The following is a 7,285-nucleotide window of genomic DNA, read 5'->3' on the forward strand; positions in this document are numbered from 1 at the left end:
GAAGTTGTTATTTCTGTTGGCAAAGCGCGACCCTTGATTAAGGAGCTTCTGTCTTTGGCTGAAAATGCAGTGCTGCCTTTGGATCGGCGCGTTGATGATCCTGTAGAGCTTTATATCGGCGATCGATTAATCGGGCGCGGCGAACTGCAAGAACTTGAAGGCGGTGAACAGGGCCAACTTGCGATTAGACTGACCGAAGTCATCAACGACCCTGCAGATCTTGGTCAATAGAACGTTCATAAAGGGCGTCCTCGTTGGCCTTCTCATGATATGGGCCGGGCCGGGCATCGCGCAGGAAGGTGCCATAACTCTTGGCGATGACGGGTCATTGACGACCCGCACAATTCAACTTTTTGTGCTGATCACAATCCTTAGTATCGTGCCGGGGATTGCAATCATGGTGACTTGTTTTCCTTTCATTGTAACGGTCCTTGCGATTTTGCGCCAAGCGATTGGACTACAACAATCGCCGCCAAACATGGTGTGCAATATAGCTTTGGCGGTACCCAAGCCGAGCAAGGCGCCGCCTTTGGCGATTTGCAGCTGGGCGGGTTTATCGCCTTGGGCATAATGTATGTGATTATTTCTTGGATATTTGCATCTTATTTCGCCCCATTGGCCGTCATGCTCATCATCCCGTTCGGCATCGTTGGTGCGATCTGGGGCCACTATATCATGGGCTACAATCTCACCATTATTTCCATGATGGGCCTATTGGGATTGGCCGGTATTTTGGTGAACGACTCCATTGTTTTTGTTTCGCGTTTGCAGGAGCGCGTGCAAGAAGGCGACAGTTTAGAAAAAGCCGCAACCGGTGCAGCGCGAGATCGATTGCGCGCCGTGCTGCTGACGTCACTCACCACCATTGGCGGCCTTACCCCTCTGTTGTTTGAAACCAGTCTGCAAGCCCAGTTCTTGATCCCAATGGCGATCACCATCGTGTTTGGCTTGGGTTTGGCTACAACCTTAGTCTTGTTCCTTGTGCCCGCCTTTATTGGCATTGGCGCAGATATTGGCGCTTTCTTTGGTTGGCTTTTCCTCCGCAAAGGCGCCCCAAGTTTCCGCGGTCTTCTGCGCGGCGATCATCACACGGTTCCACGTGGACCGGATTTGGAGGGGTAGGGCATTTTGGAAATCGCTAAAGCCGTTAAACCGTTGGCATCTGATCACTAACCAGTCTAATTCCGCCAGAAGCGGGGCAGGAACAAGACGATCACGGTAAAGATTTCCAGGCGTCCGATAATCATGCCCGCTGCAAGTAGCCATTTAGAGATGTCTGGCAACGGAGCGAAGTTTCCAGAAGGGCCAATGATGTCGCCCAATCCCGGCCCAACATTGGAGATGGCTGTTGCTGCGCCTGAAAAGGCGGTAAGCGCATCCAAACCGGTTAAGCTTAGCAGCAGGGCCAACACCATGAATGATGCAATATATAGAAACACAAAGCTCATCACTGAGGCGGACACATCGTCGGTTAAAATGGCGCCATTATAGCGCTTCACAAACACGCCCGAGGGATACAGAATTTCGCGAATATGTTGCTTCAAGTCTAAAAACAGCACTTGGAACCGGAAGACCTTGATGCCGCAGGATGTGGAACCAGCACATCCTCCAATGAAGGTCAAAATAAAGAACAGGGTTGCCGCTTCATGGCCCCAGCTGCCGTAATCGGCCGTAGCATATCCGGTCCCTGTCATCACAGAGGTCACCGAAAAAAGCGCATGGCGAAATGCTTCTTCGCCGCGCCCGATATCCTCAACATATTGAATGATCACCGCAGCAAACGCGAAAACACCAAGCGTTGCCAAAAACGCGCGCACCTGTGAATCGCCAAATAGGCTTTTGCGATCCCCTTGCAAAAACCGCACATAAAGCAAAAAAGGTAGCGCCCCCAATATCATGAAGGTGATCGCAATATAGTCGATCGCAACGCTCTCGTAGGAACTGATTGAGCCATCTCTGGTCGACAAGCCACCTGTTGCAACCGTTGTCATTGAATGCACAAGCGCATCAAATAGCGGCATGCCCGCAGCCCAATAGCTAATGGCACATATTAAAGTCAAAAGCATATAGACCGTGGTCATGCTACCCGCGATTTGGGCTGCACGCGGCAATATTTTGTCAGACGCATCAAATGCTTCAACGCGAAACATTTGCATGCCACCAATTTGCAGCATCGGCAGCACAGCGATTGCCATCACAATAATCCCAAGGCCGCCGAACCACTGTAACAGACCGCGCCACAACAAAATGCCCGGCGGCATATTATCAAGGCCGGTTATAACGGTCGAACCGGTCGTGGTTAGGCCAGATAGGGCCTCAAAGAATGAGTCGGTATAGCTAAGCCCTTGATCCGCCATGAAAAAGGGGAGAGCCCCAAAAAAAGCAAGCACCACCCACACCAAGGCCGTCATCAAAAAGGCCTGCCGAATATTTAGGGTTTGATCTTTTCCAACCGTTGCCGCCCACGTGCCCGCGCCCAAAAGCGTCGTCATAAGCCCGGTGGTCACAAAAACGATCCAATCCGGATTGCCCACCAGTGCGTCGGCGATCGCGGGCAAGAACATCGTGCAACCCAATGTGGCTGTAAGCGCACCGATGATCATCAATACAGGGCGAAAATCCATAAATGTCGCGATGCGTCCCTAGTTACCTGCCGCTTTGAATGTAAAGCCCTAGCACACTCTTTGATAACAAGAAAATGACCAATTCTCCTTGCCGGGATGTGGTAACCTGCCCAAACTTAAATGCAAGGGGATAATATTGTGCTCGACGGCTATATGCGTAAACTTATCGATGGACCACTTGATTTGGTGGGCCGGCAATTGGCCAAAACGGGCGTAAGTGCCAATGCGGTCACGCTTGCAGGGTTGGTTTTGGGGCTTTTCGCTGCACTTTTTATCGCTATTGGCAATATGCAGGCCGGTCTGTGGCTGCTGCTTATTTCCCGGGTGGCTGATGGGCTGGATGGGGCCGTCGCCCGCGCAACGCACAAAACTGACTTTGGCGGTTTTTGGGATATCGTTGCGGACTTCTTTTTCTACGGCGCAATCCCGGTGGCATTCGTGGTGCTAGACCCTTCAAACAACGCGGTTGCTGGTGCGCTTTTGCTCATGTCGTTCTATTTCAATGGCGGCACCTTTTTGGGCTATGCCATTCTGGCAGAAAAACACAAACTCTCCACAGCCCAGCGCGGTGCAAAATCGCTCTATTTTTCCACCGGGTTGCTTGAAGGCACAGAAACCATTGCGTTCTTTGTGGCGCTTTGCATCTGGCCGCAGCATTTCGCCATTATGGCATACCTGTTCGCTGCCGCCTGTTTTTACACGGCAACGTCACGTATTTGGTTGGCCTATCAAGAGTTTGCCAAGCGCTAGATTTGGTCCAAAGCAAAGGCAAAATCTTTGATCAGGTCTTGCCCGTCTTCCAAACCAACCGACAAACGCAACAATTTGCGGTTTATGCCCGCTTCCAATTGCTCTTCTTCAGAAAAACGCTGGTGGGTTGTGGTCGCCGGGTGAGTGATGATCGACTTTGCATCGCCCAAATTGTTCGAGATTTTCACAATGCCCAAACTGTCTGCCAGTTTAAAGGCATTCTCTTGGTTGCTACCAGACCCGTCACCCGCATTGCTTTTCACTTCCATCGCCAACATGGTTGACCCACCACTCATTTGCTTCATTCCAAGCTCATATTGCGGGTGCGATTTGTGGTGCGGGTAAAACACTTTGTCGATCTTTGGGTGATCGGCTAAAAAGTCAGCCAATGCGCTCGCAGATTGGGTCATCCGCTCAACCCGTATTGCCAATGTTTCCAAGCCCTTAAGCATCACCCAGGCATTGAACGGGCTAATGGTTGGGCCGGTTTGGCGAATGATGGTGTGGATATCGGCTTCGATCAACTCTTTTGATCCAAGGATGATGCCACCCATGCAGCGGCCTTGCCCATCGATATGCTTGGTGGCCGAATAGGTCACCAAATCTGCGCCCAATGCCAATGGTTTTTGAAATATTGGCGTGGCAAAAACATTGTCCACAATCAACACAGCGCCGTTGGCATGAGCAATTTCAGCCACTGCGGCAATATCCACCAACTCAAGCGTTGGATTGGTGGGTGTTTCAATAAAGATCGCTTTGGTGTTTGGCTTCATCGCGCGTGCAAAGTTTTCAGGGTCACGACCATCCACCAAGGTAGATTCAACGCCCCAACGGGGCAAATAATCTTCGACCACAAAGCGACAACCGCCAAACAATGCGCGCGCGGCAACCACATGGTCACCCGCCCGCACTTGGCTCATAACCGCCGTTGTTACCGCTGCCATGCCCGTTGCCGTTGCCCGCGCCGCTTGTGCGCCTTCAATCAAGCACATCCGGTCTTGAAACATGTCATACGATGGGTTGGAGAACCGCGAATAAATATGCCCGTCATCATCACCCATAAACCGCGCTTCCGCCGCGGCTGATGATTCATAAACAAACCCAGAGTTTAAATACAAAGCTTCAGACGTTTCGCCGTGCGGCGAACGGTACGTTCCGCCATGCACGGACTGGGTGGCGGCGCTCTGGTTTTTTGGGTCCGCTAACGGGTTTTTCGCGTTGGCCATTTCAAGCACTCCAAACAAAAATGCCGACCCAATTTGGCCGGCAATACGGTCGACTTTAGCAATTTGTTTAAGGTGGCTGCAATCAGACCGGCCAAATCACCACCAATTGCCGATGTAACGCCAATTGCACCTCGGCGTCAATATTGCTAGAGAATAGCCAACAAAAACACTCGGGCGGATTTCAATACACCAATGGCAGTTGTAACAGGCATCTTTTCTGCACGCATGATTGCAGATCTCAACGCATCAGGCTCCATCCTCACTTCAAAACTATTTGACGATGATCAGGTACAGCCTGCAAGCCTTGATTTGCGGCTCGGCGATATTGCATATCGTGTGCGCGCCAGCTTTCTGCCCGGGCCCGGCAAAGCCGTTAAAGACCGGATCAACGATCTAAAACTGCATCAAATTGACTTGTCTGTCGGCGCTGTGCTTGAGCGCGGTTGCGTATACATTGTGCCGCTAATGGAAAGCCTCAACTTGCCAAAAGGCGTTTCCGCCACCACCAACCCAAAAAGTTCCACCGGTCGTTTAGACATTTTCACCCGCGTCATCACAGATCAGGGCCGCGCGTTCGATACAGTGCCAGCGGGCTATCAGGGCCAGCTATATTTAGAAGTCAGCCCACGCACGTTCCCGGTGCTGGTGCGCCAAGGCTCTCGCCTTAGCCAAATCCGTTTCCGCGAAGGCGACACCCGCCTTAATGTGGCCGAGCACCAAGCTCTGCACAAAGAACAAACGCTGGTGTTTGACGAAAACGCCCCCGTCGATAATGGCGTTGCTTTGTCGATTGATCTTAAAGGCGGTGATCGGGGTGGTCTGATCGGCTATCGCTCAAAGCGCCACACAGCGGTGGTCGACGTGGATAAAAAGGCCGCGCTGGATATTCTTGATTTTTGGGAACCCATTTATGATCGTGGTGCAGCCGAACTGATCCTTGATCCAGATGAATTTTACATCCTTGTGTCACGCGAGGCCGTGCATGTGCCGCCCGACTATGCGGCGGAAATGGTGCCGTTTGATCATCTCATGGGCGAGTTCCGCGTGCATTACGCGGGTTTCTTTGACCCCGGATTTGGCCATGCCAACGCAGCAGGCGCAGGCAGCCGCGCTGTCTTGGAAGTCAGGTCACGCGAAGTCCCATTTTTGGTGGAACACGGCCAAACCATTGGTCGCCTGATTTATGAGCGCATGGCCGAACGCCCAACTAACCTTTATGGGGCAGACCTTAATTCAAACTACCAAGGCCAGCACCTTAAACTATCCAAGCATTTCAAGGCGAATTAGGCGGAAAGACCCAACAGCCGCAGTCGAGGCTTGTGCCGTGCGTTGTAAAGGTACTTCGCCCACATGGCGAACAAGGGGGTCATCATCCCAGCGTCGATTTCAATTTGATCACGCAACATGCATCCGCTTTCGGTTGGAGCAACCGTGCAGGTGTGCTCCCAACTCTTTACGCCAGCGCCTTTTTCGGAAGAGTGGAACCGCATCTTGTCATTGTCAAAAGCTGTCAGCGTCATTTCGTATTTTTGCTTTGGTAATTTCCCAAACAACGACACATCAACAACAATATGCTGCCCTTCATAGATGTTGCCGCTGGGCATACCGTCAAAAGTAACAAGTCCGGCCATTATTTCTTCGAACTTGTCTCCATCGATTATTAGTTCCCACAGCGTTTTTGCAGGCACAGGATATTCACTCGTTACAACAACAGTTTTTGTCATCATCGCCTCTTATTTGCTTAGCGCAGCTGCCAACACCGGCGCCATTTTCAACAAGGTCTTTTCATCGTGATACGGCGCCACGGCTCTGCCCACGTACGCCCAATGCATCAGAGTGGCACGTGCTAGAGCTTCGTCAGGGTTGACCCCCAATTGCACAAACGCCGCATAGAGATAATCGACGCGCATTTTGTCGATGTCTTTTACGATTTCAGCCACATGCGGATCAGAACCAGCCCAGGTTCTAATTGCTGCTTCCAGCTCTTGTGATTGAGCCAGAACGCGGCGCACCAATTCTTCAATTTGTTCTGCCGAGTTGGGCAATTGGCTCAACTGTTCAATCTGTGTTTGATTGATCCGAATGCGCCAATGCTCCAAAAGTTCTTTCTTGAATGCGTCGATGTTTTCGAAATGCCAATAGAAACTACCCCGGGTCACCCTCATCGCCCCAACCATCGCCTCTAGCTTCAGTCCTGTTGCTCCAGCGGTCTTCAGAACCTCAATGCCGTGATCCAACCAATCCGATTTTGCATGCCGCATATGACTCTCCATACCATACTGTATGGTATATAATTGTGACAACCGAAGGTCAAGTTAGATCATGTCTACTAGGTTTTCGACCAGAATGAAGCAGCGCATTTGTTGGCGTAAGAACAGTCGAACCATGGAGGTTGTGCACGGCAGCTTGTCCTTCGACAGTCTCAGGATGAGGTTGCGGGCGAGGGGTGATGTGGTGGGCGTGGGGTGAGGCGGCGTGGACGAACGGTGAAGTAGTGTTCATTTCATCAGCGCTATTGGGCAAGACGCTCGCGCCAATAGTATCCGTCATCCCTGCGCAGGCAGGGATCCAGGCCGGAGTAAACCACGAGCGCATTTGTTGGCGGTTCTTCTCGCCTGGATCCCGGACTAAATCCGGGATGACGTGCGGGGTGAGGTGAGGCGTTTGGGGGTGGTTTTTGACAAA

9 protein-coding genes and 1 riboswitch are annotated in these 7,285 nt (G+C 51.7%); of the genes, 5 read left to right on the forward strand and 4 right to left on the reverse strand.

All coding sequences use genetic code 11. From position 1 onward, the window contains the following. The 3 genes from Q0231_RS03950 to Q0231_RS03955 all read left to right on the forward strand — a co-directional run. Positions 1-231: FliM/FliN family flagellar motor C-terminal domain-containing protein (locus tag Q0231_RS03950; protein ID WP_299345361.1), on the forward strand; the 231-nt coding region annotated here is incomplete at its 5' end. A gap of 34 nt (positions 232-265) precedes the next feature. Then, positions 266-571, forward strand: coding sequence for a hypothetical protein (locus Q0231_RS16680; protein WP_367274465.1), 306 nt, complete (start codon positions 266-268; stop codon positions 569-571). After that, on the forward strand, positions 484-1,122 hold the full coding sequence (locus Q0231_RS03955) for an efflux RND transporter permease subunit (RefSeq protein ID WP_367274466.1): 639 nt from the start codon (positions 484-486) through the stop codon (positions 1,120-1,122). The genes Q0231_RS16680 and Q0231_RS03955 overlap by 88 nt, the downstream gene beginning before the upstream one ends. 56 nt (positions 1,123-1,178) lie before the next feature. Here Q0231_RS03955 and Q0231_RS03960 read toward each other — a convergent pair whose 3' ends face one another. Beyond that, complete coding sequence (locus tag Q0231_RS03960; protein WP_299345367.1) at positions 1,179-2,624, reverse strand: TrkH family potassium uptake protein; 1,446 nt, start codon at positions 2,622-2,624, stop codon at positions 1,179-1,181. Positions 2,625-2,762: 138 nt separating this feature from the next. Here Q0231_RS03960 and Q0231_RS03965 point away from each other — a divergent pair, with 138 nt between their 5' ends. Beyond that, positions 2,763-3,374, forward strand: a complete 612-nt coding sequence (locus tag Q0231_RS03965; RefSeq protein ID WP_299345370.1) for a CDP-alcohol phosphatidyltransferase family protein — start codon at positions 2,763-2,765, stop codon at positions 3,372-3,374. On the opposite strand, the gene metZ is transcribed toward Q0231_RS03965, so the two are convergent. Next, positions 3,371-4,600, reverse strand: coding sequence for an O-succinylhomoserine sulfhydrylase (gene metZ, locus Q0231_RS03970; RefSeq protein WP_269392742.1), 1,230 nt, complete (start codon positions 4,598-4,600; stop codon positions 3,371-3,373). The two genes, Q0231_RS03965 and metZ, sit on opposite strands and share 4 nt — an antisense overlap. A 34-nt stretch (positions 4,601-4,634) precedes the next feature. Next, a riboswitch (SAM riboswitch) is annotated at positions 4,635-4,713 on the reverse strand. Between the two features lie 79 nt (positions 4,714-4,792). On the opposite strand from metZ, the gene Q0231_RS03975 reads away from it, so the two are divergent. Next, positions 4,793-5,887 (forward strand): 2'-deoxycytidine 5'-triphosphate deaminase, encoded by a 1,095-nt coding sequence (locus Q0231_RS03975; protein WP_299345377.1) that lies wholly within the window; start codon positions 4,793-4,795, stop codon positions 5,885-5,887. On the opposite strand, the gene Q0231_RS03980 is transcribed toward Q0231_RS03975, so the two are convergent. Together Q0231_RS03980 and Q0231_RS03985 are read right to left on the reverse strand one after the other, a co-directional pair. Next, positions 5,884-6,324 (reverse strand): hypothetical protein, encoded by a 441-nt coding sequence (locus Q0231_RS03980; RefSeq protein ID WP_299345380.1) that lies wholly within the window; start codon positions 6,322-6,324, stop codon positions 5,884-5,886. The two genes, Q0231_RS03975 and Q0231_RS03980, sit on opposite strands and share 4 nt — an antisense overlap. 9 nt (positions 6,325-6,333) lie before the next feature. Then, positions 6,334-6,861, reverse strand: a complete 528-nt coding sequence (locus tag Q0231_RS03985; protein WP_299345382.1) for a TetR/AcrR family transcriptional regulator — start codon at positions 6,859-6,861, stop codon at positions 6,334-6,336. Between the last annotated feature and the right edge of the window lie 424 nt (positions 6,862-7,285).

This window comes from uncultured Maritalea sp., from assembly GCF_937139385.1.
Lineage (GTDB): Bacteria > Pseudomonadota > Alphaproteobacteria > Rhizobiales > Devosiaceae > Maritalea > Maritalea porphyrae_A.